A 17850-nucleotide genomic window follows, 5' to 3' on the forward strand; every position below is an offset into this window, starting at 1 on the left:
GACAGTCGTGTCGATTACACCGCCGTTCCGGCCTGGTACTCCCCGAACACGTCCCGGAGGACGGTGCAGATTTCGCCGACCGTGGCGTAGGCTTTCACCGCGTCGACGATGTAGGGCATGAGGTTGTCGTCACATTCTGCCGCCTCGCGGAGCGCGACTAACGTCTCCTCGACTCGCGTTTCGTCGCGTTCCTCTCGAACCTCGTTCAGGCTGTCTATCTGCCTGCGTTCGTCTTCCTCGGTGACCTCCTGGATGTCCATCTCGGGCTCTTCGTCCACTTCGAACTCGTTGACGCCGACGATGATTCGGTCGCCCGCCTCTATCTCCTGCTGGCGGTCGTAGGCGACGTCCTGAATCTGGCGCTGTACCCACTGGCTCTCGATAGCGGGGAGCATCCCTCCTTTCTCGTCGATGGTGTCGATGAGGTCGAACGCCTCCGCTTCGAGGTCGTCGGTGAGCGCCTCGACGTAGTAACTCCCGGCGAGGGGGTCGATGGTGTCGGCGGCACCGCTCTCGTGGGCGAGAATCTGTTGCGTTCGGAGCGCGGTTCGAACGCTCTGTTCGGTCGGGAGCGCCAGCGCCTCGTCTTTCCCGTTCGTGTGGAGGCTCTGGGTGCCACCGAGGACGGCGGCGAGCGCCTGATACGCGACGCGGACGACGTTGTTCTCTATCTGCTGGGCGGTCAGGGTCGACCCCGCGGTCTGGGTATGGAACTTGAGCTGTTTCGATTTCGGATTCTCCGCACCGAACCGCTCCTCCATGATGGTCGCCCACATCCGCCGGGCGGCGCGGAACTTCGCGGCCTCTTCCAGGATGTCGTTGTGCGCGTTGAAGAAAAACGAGAGCTGTGGCGCGAAATCGTCGACGTCCAGTCCGGCGTCGAGCGCGGCCTCGACGTACTCGATGCCATTGCCGAGCGTGAACGCCAGCTCCTGTGCCGCCGTCGCTCCCGCCTCGCGGACGTGGTAGCCCGAGATGGAGATGGTGTTGAACTTCGGCGTCTCCTCGGCGCAGAACTCGAAGATGTCGGTGATGATGCGCATCGACGGCTCCGGCGGATAGATGTACGTGTTCCGGGCGACGTACTCTTTGAGCAGGTCGTTCTGGATGGTGCCCCGGAGCTGCTCGCGGGGAACGCCTTGCTCGTCGCCGACCGCGATGTACATCGCCAGCAGGACCGAGGCGGGCGCGTTGATGGTCATCGACGTGCTCACCTCGTCCAGGGGGATGCCGTCGAAGAGCGTCTCCATATCGGCCAGGGAGTCGATGGCGACGCCCGATTTTCCGACCTCACCGGCCGACATCTCGTCGTCCGAATCGTAGCCCATCTGCGTCGGGAGGTCGAACGCGACGGACAGTCCACTCTGTCCATTGTCGAGCAGGTAGTGATACCGTTCGTTCGTCTCCGCCGCCGTTCCGAATCCGGCGTACTGGCGCATCGTCCACAGGCGGCCCCGGTACATCGTCGGGTAGACCCCCCGCGTGTACGGGTCCTCGCCCGGGAAACCGAGGTCGTCGTCGTAGTCGGTGTCGGCGACATCGTTCGGCGTGTAGAGTCGGTCGACCGTCTGGCCGTGCGTGTCGGTCGTGAACTCGGCTTTTCGCTCGCCGAACCGGTCCAGCGTGGGGTCGAGCGTCTCGTCCTCCCAGTCATCTTTCCCCCGGCGGATTTCTTCGAGGTCGTCCGCGTCGAACATTGTCTGGAATGTTGCGGGGAGACGCCTTAAGGGTTGACAGACACGTTCGATACACCGCCGAGATGGTTCTCGCTACGCGGGTGTCGGCGTGAAACTGCGCTCCCGGCGAGTCTATCGAACGCGGTCGAAGACGGTGCTCTGGCACCGACTGCACTGACGGCGGTTGCGCCAGTACGTCTTCCCGCAGGCGTTGCACTTCCAGTTCGGCGTGAGAAAGTCGGGCTTCAGAGCGTCGAAGTTCACACTCGTTCTAGGCACTCGGCAAATAAACGCCTCACGCTCGCTCCGCCCGCCGGACCAGTCCGGCGATGCCGAAGAAGACGGGGAGTGCGAGCGCCAGCGTCCCCAGCAGGAGTCCCCAGTCGGCGAGAGTGAGCACGACGGTGCCGAAATACTCCCGAAGCGGCGTGTAGAGTACCGACAGATGGAGCAACAGCGAGACGCCGACCGCCGCGAAGAGCGTCCGGTTCGAGGCCAGCGGCGTCTCTTTCAACCACCGGACCGCGTACAGTTTCCCGAACTCGAAGACGACGAACCCGGTGAACACCATCGTCATCACGTAGGGGGTCACGGCAGGTGCGCCGTCCAGCGTGAAGAACAACAGCCCCAGCATGAACAGCGTCGTCGTCGCGCCGGCCCCGACGACGAACGTCAGCATCGACCGGTCGATGACGCCGTGGTCCTGCCGGGGCGAGCGAGTCATCACGTCCTCGCTCTCGGGGTCCGCGCCGAGCGCGAGTGCCGGGAGGCCGTCCGTGAGCAGGTTTATCCAGAGCAACTGGACGGCGGGCAAGACGAGGTAGCCGAACAGCGAGGCGATGAAGACGAGAAGCACCTCGGCGAGGTTCGCACTGAGGAGGTAGGCCACGAACTTCCAGATGTTGTCGAAGATGGTTCGTCCGCGCCGAATCGCCGTCGTGATGGTCGCGTAGTTGTCGTCCAGTAGCACCATGTCGCTGGATTGTTTCGCGACGTCAGTGCCACGGATTCCCATGGCGATGCCGACGTCGGCCCCCTTCAGCGACGGCCCGTCGTTGACGCCGTCGCCGGTCATGGCGACGACCCGTTCGTTCGCCTGGAGTGCTCGCAGGATGCGAACCTTGTGCGTCGGCGTCACGCGCGCGAACACATCCACGCGCTCGACGCGCTCGCGGAGCGTCTCGTCGTCCATCGCCTCGACGTCGCTCCCGACCAGCACGTCGGACTCGACGCCGATTCGCTCGGCGATAGCGCCCGCAGTCACGCGGTTGTCGCCGGTCAACATCTTCACGTCGATGCCGGCCCGCTGGGTCGTCTCGATGGCGCTCCGGACGCTCTCCCGCGGCGGGTCCGAAAGCCCCTGCAACCCGACGAAGACGAGATTCTCGTCCGGAGCGTCCCCGTCACCCGATTCGACACCGGTCCCCTCATCCAGCGCGTCACCCGTCCCGTCGCTCGGAGTGGTCCCGTCGCCATCTCGTGGTCGATACGCGACGCCGAGGACGCGGAGTGCGTCGCTGGCGAACGACTCGTTTCGTTCCCGCACTCGTTCGCGCGTCTGCTCGTCGAGCATTTTCACCCCATCGGCAGTGAGAACCTGTGACGAACGCCCTAGAACCACCTCGGGTGCGCCTTTGACGTAGACGCCCTTCTCGTGCATCGTCACCATCCGCTTTCGCTCGGCGGAGAAGGGCAGTTCGTCGATTCGCGGGTGGGCCGACCGAAGCGCGTCCACGTCGAATCCGGCGGCGGCGGCGGCCCGCACCAGCGCCTGCTCCGTGGGATCGCCGCTCTCCGCCGTCGCGTCGTTGCACACCGCGCCGATGGTCAACAGACGTTCGACGCGCCGGTCTCCCGTGGTCCGTTCCGCGTCGAGCGTGTCGAGACTGGTGGCGCTGTGAGTGCCCGCGTCGGGGTTGCCGACGTCACGGCCGTCGACGTCGGGCGTGCTCTCACTGTGGGCGGTCGTCCCAGCCGTGCTCGTACCGAGCGCGTCTCCCTCGTACACCTCGTCGTGAACCCAGACGCGGGTCACCGCCATTCGCCCCTCCGTGAGCGTGCCGGTCTTGTCGGTACAGATGGTGTCCACCGACCCAAGCGATTCGACGACCGGCAGTCGCCGGACGAGCGCGTTCTCGTCCGCCATCCGGCGGACGCCGAGCGCGAGCGTGAGCGTCACCACGGCCGGAAGTCCTTCGGGGATGGCCGCGACGGAGAGCGAAATCGCGGTCAGTGCGGCCTGGACGAGACCGATGCCGTTCCCGACGAGCAGTGGGACGAGGAGCACCGAGAGCACGACGACGCCGATGCCGATTCGTCTCCCGAGTCGGTTCAGGTCGTGCTGGAACGGCGTCGTCCGCTCTTCTGCGGCCAGCAGTTCGGTGGCTATCGCGCCCACCTCGGTGTCCATTCCGGTCGTGACGACGACCGCACGACCCTTGCCGCGTGCGACGTTCGTCCCCCGGAAGACGAGGGAGGTTTGTTCTGCGAGTTCAGTGTCGGCAGGGAGCGTCCCCGCCTCCTTCGTGACCGGGAGACTCTCGCCCGTCAGCGCAGACTCGTCGACTTCGAGCCCCGTCGCATCGATGAGACGGGCATCGGCCGGGACGGCGTCACCTTCGCTGAGGACGACGACGTCGCCCGGGACGAGGTCTCTCGCGTCCACTTCTCGTTCCGCTCTGTCGCGCACCACGGTCGCCGTCGGGGCCGCCATCTCGCGGAGCGCGCGGACGCTCTCTTCTGCCCGATACTCCTGAACGAACCCGAAGACGCCGTTGGCGACGACGATGATGGCGATGAGTGCCGCGTCCACCGTGTGGCCCACGGCGAAGGACAGCCCCGCCGCGACGAGGAGCACCCAGATGAGTGCGCTCTCGAACTGCGCGACGAACGTCCGGACGGCGCTTCTACTCTCCTGCGTCGTCAACTCGTTACGGCCACTCGTCTCGCGCCGTCTGTCCGCGTCGGCCGACGAGAGACCGTCGGGGCCGGTGTCGAGTTCGTCGAACACGTCGGGAAGCGGTTCGCTGTGCCAGTCCACAGGGGATATCGACAGCCCACAACTATTACTGATTCCCTCTCGTCACGAACTGACCATGAGTGGGGCCGAGTTCGGGTACGTCACACCCGACAACCTGGGGTTGTTCACCGACCTGTACGAGTTGACGATGTTACAGGGCTACCACGACGCGAATCACAATCCACGAGCGTCGTTCAGCCTCTTCTTTCGATCGCTTCCGCCGGAGCGGGGCTACGTCGTCGCGGCGGGACTCGAACAGGCCATCTGTGCGTTCGAAACGCTCACGTTCGGTGACCGGGCGCTCTCGTATCTCCGCGGGCGAGGGTTCGAAGACGACTTCCTCGACAGACTCGCGAACTTCGAGTTCACGGGCGACGTGCGCGCACTTCCGGAGGGGACGCCCGTCTTCCCGAACGAACCGCTGGTGGAGGTGACCGCCCCCATCTTCCAGGCCCAGTTGTTCGAGACGGTGCTGTTGAATCAGGTCGGCTTCCAGAGTCTGGTGGCGACGAAAGCCGCCCGGATGCGAGAGGCAGTCGAACGCTACGGCGACGACCAGTCGCTGGTCGACTTCGGCTCGCGGCGCGCCCACGGAACCGACGCCGGGATGAAAGCCGCACGCGCCGCCACGGTCGGAGGGTTCGACGGCACATCGCTCGTCTCGGCGGGCGAGGCGTTCGACCTTCCCGTCTACGGGACGATGGCGCACTCGTGGGTGCAGAGCTTCGAAAGCGAGCGAGAGTCGTTCGAAACGTTCGTCGAACAGTACGGCGACGACGGCGTCTTGCTCGTCGACACGTACGACACCGTCGAGGGAGCGAAAAAGGCGATGGCGGTCGCCCGCGAGTACGACGCGACCGTCGGGGTGCGACTCGATTCGGGCGACCTCGCCGTGCTCTCGAAGGAGGTCGAGACGGTCGTCGACGACGTCCCCGTCTTCGTCTCGTCGGGTATGGACGAGTACGAGATCGCGGACTTCCTCCGCGACGGCGGTGTGGCGACGGGGTTCGGCCCCGGAACCGCGCTGACGACGAGCGGAGACGCCCCCTCGCTCGACCTCGTGTACAAACTCGTCGCGGTCGATCGCGACGGCGAGATGCACCCGAGCATGAAATTCTCGTCGGGCAAGGTCACCTACCCCCACGAAAAGAGCGTCCGACGGGTCGAACGCGAGGAGCGCGAAAGCGACGAGAGGGGAAGTGCAGGTGAGACGGGAGACGATTCGAGAGGCGGTCGATACGAGAGGGACGTCCTCGCCCTACGTGGCGAGGACGCTCCCGGCGAGGAACAACTCGTCTCCGTCTTCGAAAACGGACGGCGAGTGTACGACCTACCGGGTCTCGACGCGATCGCCGACCGCGCTCGCGAGCGACGCCGCGCGCTCCCCGCCGACTGCCGGGACCTCCGCGACCCCGGTGAGTACACGGTCGAAATCGGCGAAGGACTTCGCACGGTGACGGACGAACTTCGGGCCGAGCTCGAACGGGAATTTCGTCCCGACCAGGAGTGATGGGACCCGCAGAGTCGCTCGCAGGGGTCGTCATCTGGCTGCTCGTGCTGGCCGTCGCGGCGTTCTTCCTGAACGGTTATCTGGTCGCCGTCTCGTTCGAGGTCGTCGTCACCCTCTTCGCACTCGGTGGGGTACTCACGTTGCTGGTGTTTTTGTTTCTGGGCTACTTCTGCACCGATTCCGTTTTCTGACCCTCGATTCGCGCACAGGGGGTGACGAGGTGCGAGTGCCGAAGTGCGTTCCTGGTCGGCCGCCGACCGTCAGGCCGAGTCGGTGACGTAGCCACCTTCGACGTGGACGTCGAACGAGTCACCCGGTGATTTCGGCACGGTGAGCGTCACCGCCACGTCACGGACGTACGTTTCTCCCCGTGCGTGTTGGTCGGTCAACTCGAAAGTGGTGCGGTCGCCGTCGACCCGTAACCAGCCGGTTCCGGCGGCGGTGCCGGACACCGTCGCAGTGGCATCGGTCTGCGTGCCCGGTTTCGGCGACCCCGCCACCGAGAACGATTCTAGCGACAGTTCCGGCCCCTCCATCGAGACGGTGACCGTGGTGTCGAACGTCTCCCGGTACGTGGGCGACCGCCCGCCACCGTCTCCGCCATCGCCGCCACCGCCCGATTCCTGTGTCTGCAGTTCGACACCTAGCTCGGATTCGACGTTTCCGATTTTATTGAAGATGGTCTGGCGCTTCGACCCGGCGAAGAGCAATCCGACCAGTTCACCGGACGAATCGAGGAAGACGGGCGACCCGCTGTCACCGCCTTTCGACATCGCACCCGCGATGAGCTGGTCGCGGAGTTTGAGCGTTCCCGCCTCGCCGAAGTTCACGCGAACGCTCGCACCGACGGCCCTGACCTTGCTCTGGGTGACGCCGGTCGTTCGACCCGTCTTCGTGACCGTCTTTCCCTTGAGCGAGCGATACTCGTCGCGCCGGATGCTCGTGGGCCACGAATCGTCCAGTTCGTGGTACGCCGACGATTCCCGCTTCGGGTCCGCAGACCGCGCCGCCACGTCCACCAGCGCGCCGTCTTCGACGGGGACGTACCCGCGAAGTTCTCCCGTCTGGTCGTCGGGGAGACTGCCGCCGTCGCGCGGCGAGGGCTGGACGATGGGTTCGCCGAGGTCGGCCTCGTTGACCCGAGCGTAGACGTGGTTGTTGCTCAGTCGGACGAGGTCGCCCTTCGAGGCGGCGTCGCTCCAGTTCGCCGTCGAGGTGTCGGTCACGCGGGCGGGGTACGGCCCGGCGGTGGCCGCGGTGGATTTCGCGTTGATTTCGCTGACGCCCCCGACGACGGGGCGGTGGCGTTCCTTTCGGTCTGCCTTGGCGTCGGGCATCGGCTCCACGAGCGAGAGGGCGTCGAACCCCGTGCGCTCTTCGCCGTAACCAGCGTCTTCGACGACGACGTCGACGCCGGAGACGCGCTTTTTCACGTTGTCCTCGTCGGAGAGTTCGCTGTCGGGGAGTTTCTGGGAGACGAAGACCGTGAGCGTGTTCGTCTCCTCGTCGTACTCGACGCCGAGGACGTTCTTGCAATCGAGGAGGTCTTCGAAGTCTTGGGTGTGTGTCATGGCTGGGGTGGTCGTTTCACGACTTCGTTCGACAATATTTAGTCCTCGACGATAATAGTGCTATTGGTTCACACACGACGGCGACGCGTCGCGAACGGCACACGACGACAGACCCCTGCTTTTGCAGGCGTGACGCCCACCTGTAAACCGTTAAGTGGGACGCCGCGCGACTCTCGGGTTGGTATGAGCGACCTTCCGGACGATTTCAAATGCACGATAACCAACTGGGACTACATCTACGGCCTCTGTCGGGACGTGAGCAACCAGGTGAAAGACTCGGAGTACGAACCCGAGGTCATCGTCGCGCTCGCGCGCGGGGGCTGGTTCGCCGGACGTTGCATCTGTGATTTCCTCGGACTGGACGACCTCACGAGTCTCAAGATGGAACACTACGTCGGCACGGCCCAGAAGTCGGGGGAACCCGAAGTCCGCTATCCGATGCCGGAAGGGAGCGTCGAGGGCAAAGACGTGCTCATCATCGACGACATCGCGGACACCGGTGGGTCCATCAAACACGCCCACGAGTACGTGGCCGACCGCGACGCAGGAGAAGTCAAGACGGCGACGCTCCAACTGCTCCAGACCAGCGAGTTCGAGCCCGATTACATCGGCGAGCAACTCGAAGAGTGGGCGTGGATCGTCTACCCCTGGAACTTTATCGAGGACATGATAGACATCACCAGCGGTGCGATGGACAGGGCCGACGACGAGACGTTCACCGAAGAGGACGTCCGCCACTACCTGAACGAGTACCACGACGTAGAGCGCATCCAGATGGAAATCGCACAACCCGACCGACTGGACGAAGTGCTCGCCGAGATGGAGCGCCGGGACGTCCTCGCGCGTGAGGGCGAGGGATGGCGACTCCTCGAAAACGCGTCCGGCGTTCAGTAACCGACGGCGAAAGACGCCATCGGCGCGCCCACCGTGACGGTCGCGCTGATAGACGAGCGCAGACGTGCTGGCGCGAACCGAACCCGTGTCGTTTAGGTGACCGCCGAACGCAGTTCGCGCCATGATAGGCTTCATCGGCGGGAGCGGTATCTACGACGCACTGCCACTCGAAGACACCCGTAAAGAGCACGTGACGACGCCGTTCGGCGACCCGAGCGCGCCGGTCACCGTCGGCGAGTTGGCCGGGAAGGAAGTGGCGTTCGTGCCCCGCCACGGGCCGGACCACCAGCATACGCCCACGGAAGCGCCGTACCGGGCGAACGTCTACGCGCTGAAGGAACTCGGCGTGGAGCGAATCCTGGCGAGCAACGCGGTCGGCAGTCTCCGCGAAGAGCTACCACCGCAGACGCTCGTGATTCCGGACCAGATATTCGACCGGACGAAACACCGGACGCCGACGTTCTTCGGGGACGGCATGGTCGTCCACATGCCCTTCTCAGACCCGTACTGTCCGCACATGGTTTCGCATCTCTCGGCAGCCAGCGACGAGGCGACCGACGCGAACCACGAATCGGGCGGTACCTACGTCTGCATCGAAGGACCGCAGTACTCGACGCGCGCCGAAAGCGAGTTCTACCGCGCACAGGGGTTCGAGATAATCGGCATGACCGCGATACCGGAAGCGAAACTCGCCCGCGAGGCCGAGATGTGTTACGCGACCGTGGCGGGCGTCACCGACTACGACGTGTGGAAAGAAGACAGCGAGGTCACCCTCCAGGAGGTGCTCGACAATGCCGCGAAGAACGAAACGGCGATCAAAGAAGTGGTCGAGCACGCAATCCGGACGATGCCCGACGAGCGCGAGTGCGACTGCGGACACGCGCTCTCCGGCACCATCAACACGCCGACGGAGGCCATCCCGGACGAGAAGCGCGAGAAGGTCGAACTCCTGGCTGGCGAGTATCTCTGAGTTCGTCCTGATACCATCACGGTTTTCGACTCGTTACCCTCTGGTTCCCAACTCTCTTCACGTCCGCTCTAACGCAGGGTTTTAGCCCCGGTCACGAGACCTACCTACCATGGACGAAACGCTCACCATGACGCCGGGACCGACCGCGGTTCCCGGGGACGTACGAGAGGCGATGGCCCGTCCCGCCGTCAACCCTGACGTAGATCCGTCGTTCGCGTCGTACTACGAAACCCTGTTAGACAAACTGGCGCGCGTCTACGACACCGACGACGAGATGGTCGTCCTCGGCGGCGAGGGAATCCTCGGTCTCGAAACCGCCGTCGAGTCCCTCGTCGCGCCCGGCGAGAAGGTGCTCTGTCTCGCCAACGGCCTGTACGGCGACGGTTTCGCGGACTTCGTGGAGATGGCCGGGGGCGAGGCCGTCGTCCATAGCGCAGAATACACCGAAGGGTTCGACGCCGACGCGGTGGCGTCGCTGGTCGAATCGGAGGAATTCACCGCCGCGACGATGGTCCACTGCGAGACGCCGACCGGTCTGCTGAACGATTTCGAGGAGATTCTGGCAACCCTGCAGGAGGCGGGCGTGCTCACTGTCGTCGACGCCGTCTCTTCGCTCGGCGGGACGGCGGTTCCGGTCGAACATATCGACGTCTGTCTCGGCGCTTCCCAGAAGTGTTTTAGTTCGCCGCCCGGCCTGACGACGCTCTCGGTGAGCGACGCGGCGTGGGAGAAAGTCGAGGAAACCGAGCAGGATTCCTTTTACACCAGTCTGGAGCCGTGGCACGACCCGGACTTCTCGTTTCTCCCCTACACCCACCTCGTCTCGAACCTGTACGGGCTGGAAGCCTCCCTCGACCGGATTCTGGACGAAGGACGACAGTCGGTGTTCGACCGCCACGAGCAGACGGCGGAGCGTTGCCGAGAGCGTGGCCGCGAGGTGGGACTGGAACCGTTCCCCGGGACCGAGTCGCTCTGTTCACCGACCGTCACGGCGTTCGAGATGGAGGGCCGGGCGAGAGAGGTTCAACAACGACTTCACGACGACCACGACATCCTCGTCGCGACCGGACTCGGCGAGATGGCAGACGACATCCTGCGCGTCGGGCACATGGGCTACAACGCACAGGGAGAGTGCGTCGAGAAGACGATGGACGCACTGGAGACGGTCCTCGCGTAGTCGGCTTCAGGCAGTTAGTCCGCGAGCAGTTCCGGCGTCTCTTCTTCTTTTTCGGCACCGCGAGCGTCCTGTACCCAGAGGTCACCGAACAGGTCGTCCTGGTCGAGAGTGAGGAATCCGCGGTGGGCCAGAAACAGCAGCGCGAGATAGGTTTCGACTCGTGTCGGGCCGACACCGTCGATTTCGGCGTACAACACTTCGGTTCGCCCGGCTTCGTACTGCGTGACGAGTGCGGACTGCACGTCGTCGATGACCGTCTCGATGTCCTCGTCGTGGGTCGTGCCGGTCACGTCGGACTCGGTCGGTTCGTCGTCGAATCGCATGTCGTCGCCCGAGTGGTAGTCTAAGGTCTGTGTCCCCCGACGGAACCCCTTCGGGGAGTTGCTCGTGTCGTACGTTCGTGACTCTTTCCACCACGACCCGCGCTCGCGCTCGCGCAGGTCGCGGACGAGTTCGTCCAGCGTCTCTGGATTTCCGCGAGCGTGTTTGCGCTCCAGTCGGCGCTCCATCTCGTCTTCGAGCGACTCCACGGGGTCGAAACCATCCGCGTCGTCCATGGCCATCGGGGCTTCCCACGGTTCGGGTTCCTCCTGTTCGGGTTCGTCGTCCGTGAGGAGCGCGTCGCTTTTCATCCGCAGGAGGACGCTCGCGTAGAACAGCGCGCGCCCCGACGTGCGGAGGTCGGCCTCGTCCAATCGCGCGAGGAACTTGTCCGTCACCTCTACGATGTCGATGTCCCACGGTTCTATCTCGCCTTCCTCCGCGAGTTGGACGAGCAGTTCGACCGGTTCCACTTCGTCGTCGGTCTCGTCGGGCCGGTTCTCGGGAGTGATTCCATCAATCATCGGCGGGTACCTCCTGTTCGCCGTCTAATCGAATCCCCGTCACGCTGCTCACGTTGTCGCCCTGCATCGTCACGCCGATGGCCCGCTCGGAACGGTCGAGCATGGCCGACCGATGCGAGACGACGACGAACTGGGCGTCGCCCGCGAGTTCGTCCACCATCTCGCCGACGCGCTCGGCGTTCACCGCGTCCAGGAAGGCGTCCACCTCGTCCAGCGCGTAGAACGGCGCGGGGTTGTATCGCTGGATGGCGAAGATGAACGCGAGGGCGGTCAGCGACTTCTCGCCCCCGCTCATCGCGTCGAGCCGCTGAACGGGTTTGTCGCCGGGTTGGGCTTTCATCGTCAGGCCGCCGTCGAAGGGGTCGTCGTCGTTCTCGAGGAACAGTTCGCCCGACCCCGCCGAGAGGCGCGTGAAGATGTCCTGGAAATGTTCGTCGATGGCGTCGAAGGCGTCCATGAACGTCGCTTTCTTCTGGGACTCGTAGGAGTCGATTCGTTCTCGGATGCCGTCGCGCTCTTCGACCAGCGTCGCCTTGCGCTCTTTCAGGTCGTTTAAGTCGCTCTCGACGTCGTCGTACTCGTCGATAGCGAGCATGTTGACCGGTTCGAGCGCTTCCATCTGGCGTTCGAGTCGGTCGATGTTCTCGCGCACCTCGTCGTGGTCGGGGACCGCCTCGGGGTCGTACTCGCCGACCTCCTCGCGGAGTTCGGCCACGTCCGCTTCGAGACGGTCCGCGCTGCGTTCTAAACTCTCCAGTCGGTTCTCGACCGCTTCGACCTGCTGTTGCTGGTCGTCGCGTTTCGCTCTCGCGTCCTGAAGCTCCTCTTTCAGCTCGCTCCGTTCGTCTTTGAGTTCCGCGAGTTCCTCTTCGAGTTCCTCGACCGCCTCGCGTTTCTCTTCTAACGTCTCCTCGCGGTCGGCAATCTTCGCTTCGAGTTCCTCGATGCGTTCTTCTTGCTCGGCTTTCCGATTCTGTGCGGATTCGATGTCGTCGTGGAGGTCGTCGATGGCGTCTTCGGCGTACTGCTTTTCGAGTTGCAGTTCGTTCAGCCGACCGTCCAGTTCGTCCATCCGGTCTTCGAGCGCGTCGATATCCTCTCGCACGTCGTCGGCCTCGCTCGTCAACTCGGGAATCTTCGAGTCCGCGAGTTCGGCTTCGAGTTCCGCGATGTCGCGCTCGATGTCGGCGATCGTCTCGTCGTGCGCCGCGACGTCCGCTTCGAGTTCCTCCATCCGGTCGTTGACCGATTCGCGCTCGGACTGGAGCTCCTCTATCTCCGTTTCGAGCGAGTCGATTTCGTCCTCGATGGATTCGAGTTCGTCCTCCTTGCGCTCGATGTCGTTCTCGATAGAGCGCACCTGGTCTTTTGCGTCGCTCTGGCGGTCGCGAGCGTCGTCCAGCCGTTCTTCGACACCGGTGATGGACTCGCGAATCGACTGGCGTTCGTCTTCTAGCTCGTTTATCTGCCGGGCGACGCGCTCCAGTTGTCCCTTGCCGGAGGCCGAAAAGGAGTACCGCGACCCGCTGGTCGAACCGCCGGTCATCGCGCCGCTCTTCTCGACGAGTTCGCCCGACAGCGTGACGAGACGGAAATCGCCCATCAGTTCGCGGGCCGTCTCCATGTCCTCGACGACGAGCGTGTCGCCGACGATGTAGGAGAACACGACCGAATACTCCGAATCAAAGTCGATGAGGTTGTACGCGAAATCGACGACGCCCGGCACGTTCGGCGCGGACGGAAGCCCCCGGTCGCGCATCTTCGTGATGGGGAGGAAGGTCGCACGTCCCGCGTTTCGCCGCTTGAGATACTCGATACACTGCTGGCCGACGTCGTCGTCGTCGACGACGACGTGCGCCATTCGGCCGCCCGCCGCCGTCTCGCAGGCGGTCGCGTACTGCTGGCTGACACTGCCTATCTGGGCGACCGTCCCGTGGACGCCGCCCATCTCTGCGTTCAGGATGGTCGAGACTGCTCGTCCGTAGGAGGAATCGCCGCTCTCCTGTGCGCGAGCGTCGAGTTCGGCGTACTCCTGTTGTTTCGACTGGAGTCGGTCCTCGACGGCGTCGAGGTCGGACTGGAGTTCGCGTTTCTCGGCTTTGAGGTCGGCGACCACGTCCTCTATCTGCTCGGCGTTCCGTTCGGCTTTCAGCAGTTCGTCCGCGAGGTCTTGCAGTTCGGTTTCGAGTTCGGGGATGCGCTCGCGGGCCACGTCGAGTTCGTTTTGCTTTTCGTTCACCGCGTTCGAGCGCCGTCGCGCCTCGTCCAGCAACCGGTCTTTTTCGCGCTGGCACTCGTTTTTCTCACTCTTTTCCTCTTCGAGGGCCTTTTTCCGCTCGGCGAGGTCGGCTTTCACCTCGTCGTACTCGGTATCGACGTTCTCGATTTCCGCTTCGATGTCGGCGAGTTTGGCCTCCTTCGTCCCGATGTCGCCCTTGACGGAGGCTTTCTCGATTTTGATGTCGCGGATGTCGCCGTCCAGTTCGTCGACCGTATCCTGTTTGCGGTCGATTTCGACGAACGCCTGTCTCCGTCGATTTTCGGCCTCCTGAATCTTCTCTTCGGCCGACTCTATCTTGTCTTCGAGGCGGGCGATTTCACCTTTGACCTCCTCGATTTCGCTCTTGATGGCGAGCTGTTCGTCCTCACCTTTGCGCTCGATTTCGGTGTTGAGTTCCTCTAGCTGGTCTTCGAGGCGGACGACGCGACCCTGTCGCTCGTCTAACTCGCGCTGGAGGGAGACGAGTTCTTCCTTGCGGCTCTCGATGTCGTCTCGGGTGGCCTCCAGGTCTGCGCGTTTCTCTTCGAGTTCCGCCGCCTTCAGGTAGCCTTCGTACTCTTGTTTCTCGTCGCGGAGGCCCTGATATTCGAGCGCCGTCTCGCGCTCGTCGCGCAGTTGGTCGAGGCGGTCTTCTTTCTCCTCGATGCGCAGTTCGGCTTCTTCCACGCGGTCTTTGACGACTTCGAGTTCCTCCAGTGCGTCTTCTTTCTTCGCGTCGAACTCCGCGACCCCCGCAATTTCGTCGATGATTTCGCGGCGCTCGTACGGCGTCATGTTGATGATGCCGGTCACGTCGCCTTGCATGACGACGTTGTACCCCTCCGGCGTCACGCCCGCCTGCGCGAGCAGGTCCTGGATGTCCGAGAGATTGACCGAGCGACCGTTCAGGTAGTAGTAGGAGTAGTAGTTGTCCTCGGTTTCCTTGACCCGACGTTTGATGGTAATCTCGTCCACGTCGCCGACGTTGTCCGTTCCGGCGGCGTTGACGACCTGCGACCGGTCTAACGTGCCATCGGAGTTGTCGAGCACGACCTCCACGGATGCTTCGAGCGGGCCGCTTCGTTCCGCCTCGCCCTCCTCGTAGCCGGGGTTGTAGATGAGGTCGGTGAGCTTCTCGGCGCGGATGCCTCGCGTTCGAGCGAGTCCGAGCGCGAAGAGGACGCTGTCGATGATGTTACTCTTGCCGGAACCGTTTGGCCCCGTAACGACGGTGAAGTCCTCGTAGAACGGAATCTCGGTCTTTCTGCCGAAGCTCTTGAACTTGTCGAGGACGAGCGATTTGATGTGCATGGATTGCCCGTGGAGGAGTCCCTACGCCACGATGATGTCGTCGGTCGGTTCGGACGCCTCGTCGTCTTCTATTTCCTCGTTGGACTCGTCGGTTTTAGCCTCTTCGGCCTGCATCGTTTCCTGTTCGGACTCCAACTCTCGGAGTCGCTGGTTCGCGTCCACCAGTTCCTCCGTGAGACCACGAATCGTCGCTTCGAGTTCTTCCACCCGCGATTCGAGTGACTCGATTCGGTCGCGCTGGCTAGTCATATCATGTATGCGTCACGGTTTCCTCATAAAGGTGCGTCAGACACTCGGCAGACAGTGGCCCGGAGACGAACCAATCGGAGCGAACGTCGAACGCCAGTTCGACTCGAAACTGACGAGTTTCCGCGTTGTTCGGCCCGTCCCGTAGGTTTTTAACGCGTACCGCACCAACCAACCAGCAATGACTGCTCAGGCTGTCCAGGAGGGTGAGCTCGTGGCCGTCATCGGTCTCGAGATTCACATCCAACTGGAGACGGACACGAAGATATTCTGTGGCTGTTCGACGGACCAGGACGACGCGGAGCCGAACACGTACACCTGCCCGGTCTGTCTCGGACTCCCCGGTGCGCTACCCGTACTGAACGAGGCGGCCGTCGAGTACGCCGTCAAGGTCGGGAAGGCCATCGACGCCGACATCCCCGAGGAGACGCGCTTTCACCGGAAGAACTACTTCTACCCCGACCTCCCGAAAGGATTCCAGATCACGCAGTACGACGCCCCCATCTGTCAGGACGGCGAACTGGAGTTCAGACACGAAGGCGAGACTCGAACCGTCGGTATCCACCGCGCGCACCTCGAAGAAGACCCCGGTAGCCTCCGCCACGTCCGCAACGGCAGCGGCGACGTCGAAACCCGCACCGTCGGTATCGACCGGGCGGACTACACCCTCGTCAACTACAACCGCGCCGGAACGCCCCTGATGGAAATCGTCACCGAACCCGACTTCCGCGCACCCGGCGAGGCCGTCTCCTTCCTGGAGAAACTGGAAGAGGTGCTCGAGTATCTCGGTGCGTTCGACTCCACGCGGGACGGCAGTCTGCGCGTGGACGCGAACCTCTCGCTCGTGTCCGCCGGGGACGTGAACGAGGACGGGTCTATCTCGGACGACGTGCTGGCGGACGCGAACCGAACCGAAGTGAAGAACATCTCCAGTCACAAGGGCGCAGAGAGCGCCCTCGCCTACGAGGAGAGCCGTCAGCGGAACCTCGTCCGACGCGGGAAGGCGGTCCAACAGGAGACGCGCCACTTCAACGAGACGCACGGGTCGACCGTCTCGATGCGCTCGAAAGAAGAAGAAAAAGACTACCGCTACTTCGGCGAGGCCGACCTCCCGCCCTTGCAGGTTAGCGACTGGAAGGAGAAACTCGAGATTCCGGAACTGCCGGACGCCCGGAGAGAACGTTTCCGCGAGGAGTACGGCCTGAGCAGAGAGGCGGCGAGCAAACTCACGTCGAGCAAGCAGGTCGCGGACTTCTACGAGGACGTGGCCGAGGAGTTCGACCCGGACCTCGCGGCGACGTGGGTCGCCGACAACTTGCTCGGGGAACTCAACTACCGCGACATGGAGATTACGGACGTGGAGGGGCGACTGGACGAGTTCACGACGCTCGTTCGGCTCGTCGCCGAGGGCGAGATTACGGTCAAGAACGCAGAAGAGACCGTCCTCCGCGAGATGCTGGACGAGGGCGACGACCCCGAGACGATTATCGACCGCGAAGGTCTCGGCAAGGCAGATACGGGCGAGGTCGAGCAGGCAGTACAGGAAGCCATCGACGAGAATCCGGACACGGTCGAAGATTACCACGCCGGAGAGGACGGCGCCATCAACTTCCTCGTCGGGCGGGTCATGCAGAAGACCGGCGGGAGCGCAGACCCCGGAAGCGTGAACGGGATGCTTCGTGAACGGTTGGACGAATAGAGAGTCAGGTCACTTCCCGGAGAAGGTACTGGAACTCCCGGTGGTCGGTCGGTACGGGTGCGTCGTCTAACTCACGTTCGACCGCCCGCATTTCGGCTTCTATCTCGACGACCGCAGCGTTTGCCTCCGACTCCCCGATAGGGGGTTCAGCAACGAGCACGGCTTGCTTGGCCGCCAGCGAGTAGTATCGGTTCAGCGTGTCGGCGTACGCAGCTCGTTCGTGGAGTCTTTCTACCGTCTCGCGGAGCGTGTCGCCGTCGACTGGTTTGGTGATGTACTCGTCGAACGGCATATTCACGATGTCGTAACTCGGCGCGACGGCGGTCAGCATCGCCACGCGGCAGTCGTACCCACGCATCCGAAGCTCCGATAGAACCTCGTCGCCGCTCATACCCTGCATCTTCCTGTCGAGAAGAACGACGCTCACTTCGTCCGCGTGGCGTTCGAGGAGGGACAGTGCTTTTTCGCCCCCGTTCGCGACGAACACGCGGTACTGTGAGAGCCACGCTTCGTACAGCGACGTGACCGCAGACTCGTCGTCTACGACGAGCACGTCGATGTCGGCGTCGGACATGTCGTTGTCCCGTCTATCTGTGAGCCGTTGTGTCGCTGCTGTGTCGTCTGTCTCCAGATTGAATTTCTCTTCTTTCATGCTTCTAACTCGACGGTGAG

General features: G+C 63.5%; 13 protein-coding genes and 1 pseudogene. 6 read left to right on the forward strand and 8 right to left on the reverse strand.

Translation table 11 applies throughout. From position 1 onward, the window contains the following. Positions 1–14 precede the first annotated feature (14 nt). The 3 genes from ACR3FF_RS01010 to ACR3FF_RS01020 all read right to left on the reverse strand — a co-directional run bounded on the left by ACR3FF_RS01010 (position 15) and on the right by ACR3FF_RS01020 (position 4716). The gene (locus ACR3FF_RS01010; RefSeq protein WP_458185236.1) at positions 15–1697 is read right to left on the reverse strand and encodes an acyl-CoA mutase large subunit family protein; all 1683 of its coding nucleotides are present in this window, start codon (positions 1695–1697) and stop codon (positions 15–17) included. 111 nt (positions 1698–1808) lie between these two features. Beyond that, complete coding sequence (locus ACR3FF_RS01015) at positions 1809–1940, reverse strand: hypothetical protein (protein ID WP_458185238.1); 132 nt, start codon at positions 1938–1940, stop codon at positions 1809–1811. 31 nt (positions 1941–1971) lie between these two features. Next, positions 1972–4716, reverse strand: a complete 2745-nt coding sequence (locus ACR3FF_RS01020) for a cation-translocating P-type ATPase (protein WP_458185240.1) — start codon at positions 4714–4716, stop codon at positions 1972–1974. 55 nt (positions 4717–4771) lie between these two features. On the opposite strand from ACR3FF_RS01020, the gene ACR3FF_RS01025 reads away from it, so the two are divergent. Then, on the forward strand, positions 4772–6205 hold the full coding sequence (locus ACR3FF_RS01025; RefSeq protein WP_458185244.1) for a nicotinate phosphoribosyltransferase: 1434 nt from the start codon (positions 4772–4774) through the stop codon (positions 6203–6205). Further along, positions 6205–6396 carry a hypothetical protein gene (locus ACR3FF_RS01030; protein ID WP_458185251.1) on the forward strand — a complete coding sequence of 64 codons (192 nt, stop codon included), beginning with the start codon at positions 6205–6207 and terminating at the stop codon, positions 6394–6396. The genes ACR3FF_RS01025 and ACR3FF_RS01030 overlap by 1 nt, the downstream gene beginning before the upstream one ends. A 69-nt stretch (positions 6397–6465) precedes the next feature. Here the strand turns inward: ACR3FF_RS01030 and ACR3FF_RS01035 are convergent, their stop codons facing one another. After that, a complete protein-coding gene (locus ACR3FF_RS01035) occupies positions 6466–7776 on the reverse strand; it encodes a chymotrypsin family serine protease (RefSeq protein ID WP_458185255.1) in 1311 nt (436 codons plus the stop codon). A gap of 183 nt (positions 7777–7959) precedes the next feature. Here ACR3FF_RS01035 and ACR3FF_RS01040 point away from each other — a divergent pair, with 183 nt between their 5' ends. From ACR3FF_RS01040 to ACR3FF_RS01050, 3 genes are all read left to right on the forward strand, one after another. Then, on the forward strand, positions 7960–8670 hold the full coding sequence (locus ACR3FF_RS01040) for a phosphoribosyltransferase (protein WP_458185257.1): 711 nt from the start codon (positions 7960–7962) through the stop codon (positions 8668–8670). 121 nt (positions 8671–8791) lie between these two features. Then, entirely contained in the window at positions 8792–9640 is an 849-nt protein-coding gene (mtnP, locus tag ACR3FF_RS01045) for an S-methyl-5'-thioadenosine phosphorylase (protein ID WP_458185259.1), read from the forward strand. Between the two features lie 109 nt (positions 9641–9749). Continuing rightward, a complete protein-coding gene (locus tag ACR3FF_RS01050) occupies positions 9750–10817 on the forward strand; it encodes a pyridoxal-phosphate-dependent aminotransferase family protein (protein ID WP_458185261.1) in 1068 nt (355 codons plus the stop codon). Between the two features lie 14 nt (positions 10818–10831). Here ACR3FF_RS01050 and ACR3FF_RS01055 read toward each other — a convergent pair. The 3 genes and pseudogenes from ACR3FF_RS01055 to ACR3FF_RS01065 all read right to left on the reverse strand — a co-directional run. Beyond that, positions 10832–11626: pseudogene (locus ACR3FF_RS01055) on the reverse strand (segregation/condensation protein A); the annotation flags it as partial. Positions 11627–11654: 28 nt separating this feature from the next. Beyond that, the gene (gene smc / locus ACR3FF_RS01060) at positions 11655–15233 is read right to left on the reverse strand and encodes a chromosome segregation protein SMC (RefSeq protein WP_458185263.1); all 3579 of its coding nucleotides are present in this window, start codon (positions 15231–15233) and stop codon (positions 11655–11657) included. A gap of 21 nt (positions 15234–15254) precedes the next feature. Continuing rightward, the gene (locus ACR3FF_RS01065; RefSeq protein ID WP_458185264.1) at positions 15255–15482 is read right to left on the reverse strand and encodes a DUF7518 family protein; all 228 of its coding nucleotides are present in this window, start codon (positions 15480–15482) and stop codon (positions 15255–15257) included. 178 nt (positions 15483–15660) lie between these two features. On the opposite strand from ACR3FF_RS01065, the gene gatB reads away from it, so the two are divergent. Then, positions 15661–17178 (forward strand): Asp-tRNA(Asn)/Glu-tRNA(Gln) amidotransferase subunit GatB, encoded by a 1518-nt coding sequence (gene gatB / locus ACR3FF_RS01070; RefSeq protein ID WP_458185266.1) that lies wholly within the window; start codon positions 15661–15663, stop codon positions 17176–17178. Positions 17179–17182: 4 nt separating this feature from the next. Here gatB and ACR3FF_RS01075 read toward each other — a convergent pair whose 3' ends face one another. Next, a complete protein-coding gene (locus ACR3FF_RS01075; protein ID WP_458185268.1) occupies positions 17183–17830 on the reverse strand; it encodes a response regulator in 648 nt (215 codons plus the stop codon). Between the last annotated feature and the right edge of the window lie 20 nt (positions 17831–17850).

It is taken from the genome of Haladaptatus ordinarius (genome assembly GCF_054177595.1).